The 1,547-nt window shown below is 61.7% G+C and carries 1 protein-coding gene; it reads left to right on the forward strand.

Annotation, left to right across the window (positions count from 1 at the left end; all coding sequences use genetic code 11):
• Positions 1-335: 335 nt before the first annotated feature.
• A complete protein-coding gene (locus tag DBR24_RS02565) occupies positions 336-1,487 on the forward strand; it encodes an MFS transporter (protein WP_128613812.1) in 1,152 nt (383 codons plus the stop codon).
• Positions 1,488-1,547 lie beyond the last annotated feature (60 nt).

Below are 1,547 nucleotides of genomic sequence, written 5' to 3' on the forward strand. Positions count from 1 at the left end.
GCCGTCATCGGCAGACCGATCCCCGCCTCGCGAAGTGCCTGAGGCGAAACCACCCCGTAAACATTGCCCCGTGCATCGTAAAATCGCGTCATCACCCGCCCTTACCGTTCAATCCCTCTGAAGCTGCCACTGTAAAACGCAATCCCCTGCAGGAGCGAGCCTGCTCGCGAAGGCGGTGTGTCAATCGCCACATTCATTACCCGAATCAGCGTTTTCGCGAGCAGGCGAACGCCTACGGGTTAGGATGTCGACTGCACTCCCCCGGAACCTGCGATCGAACCTCGACGCGCTATCACTGTCCTTCGGGGACGCGATGTTTTTTGCCAAGGAACGATATGACCAGCCTCACCCCCCAAGACACCTTCGTCCCCGGACGCCTGCAACAGATGTCGACGCGCATCGCCTTTTTCATCGCCGGCCTCGGCATTGCCGCGTGGGCGCCACTGGTGCCATACGCCAAGGCCCGCGCCGGGCTCAATGAAGGCACGCTCGGCTTGTTGCTGTTGTGCCTCGGGGTCGGTTCGATTCTGGCGATGCCGATGGCGGGGATTCTCGCCGCGCGCTTCGGCTGCCGCAGAGTGGCGACTGGCGGCACCTTGCTGATCTGTCTGGCATTGCCGCTGCTGGCGACGGTGTCGTCGATTCCGGCGTTGATCGCCACGCTGTTCATGTTTGGCGCCGGGCTTGGCACGGTGGATTCGACAGTGAACCTGCAAGCGGTGATCGTCGAACGGGCCAGCGGCAAAAACATGATGTCGGGCTTTCACGGCTTGTTCAGCCTCGGCGGGATCGTCGGCGCCGCCGGCGTGAGTGCCCTGCTCGGCCTCGGCCTGTCACCGCTGAGCGCGATGCTGGTGGTGGTGGCGGTGTTGGTCGCCGCGTTGTTCAAGTGCGTGCCGCACATGTTGCCCTACGGCAGCGAAAGCTCAGGTCCCGCATTCGCCATTCCCCACGGCATCGTGCTGTTCATTGGCGGGATGTGCTTTATCGTCTTCCTCACCGAAGGCGCGGCGCTGGACTGGAGCGCGGTATTCCTGGCGCAAGAGCGCGGGATCGACACCGCCTATGCCGGACTCGGTTATGCGGCATTTGCCCTGACCATGACCGCCGGACGTTTGATGGGTGACCGGATTGTTCGGATTGTCGGGGCGACGCGGATCATTCTGTTTGGCGGTCTGTTGGCATCCGCCGGACTGTTTCTGGCGACGTTCGCACCGAGTTGGGAGGCTGCACTGGTCGGTTATGCGCTGGTCGGCGCCGGCTGTTCGAACATCGTGCCGGTGCTGTATACGGCGGTGGGTAAGCAGACGGTGATGCCGGAAAGCATCGCGGTGCCGGCGATTACTACGTTGGGTTATGCGGGGATTCTGGCGGGACCGGCTGTGATTGGTTTTGTTGCCCATGCCAGTAGTTTGAGTTTTGCTTTTGGGCTGATGGCAGTGCTGCTGGTGGCGGTGGCGATTGGTGGGAAGGTATTGAGAGTCTGAACTTAGTGCACCTGCCAGATTGTTGTTTTGGGGTTGGGGTTGGGGGCATATCCGTTGCTG

It is taken from the genome of Pseudomonas sp. HMWF006, from assembly GCF_003061205.1.
In the GTDB taxonomy this organism is placed as follows: Bacteria; Pseudomonadota; Gammaproteobacteria; order Pseudomonadales; family Pseudomonadaceae; genus Aquipseudomonas; species Aquipseudomonas monsensis.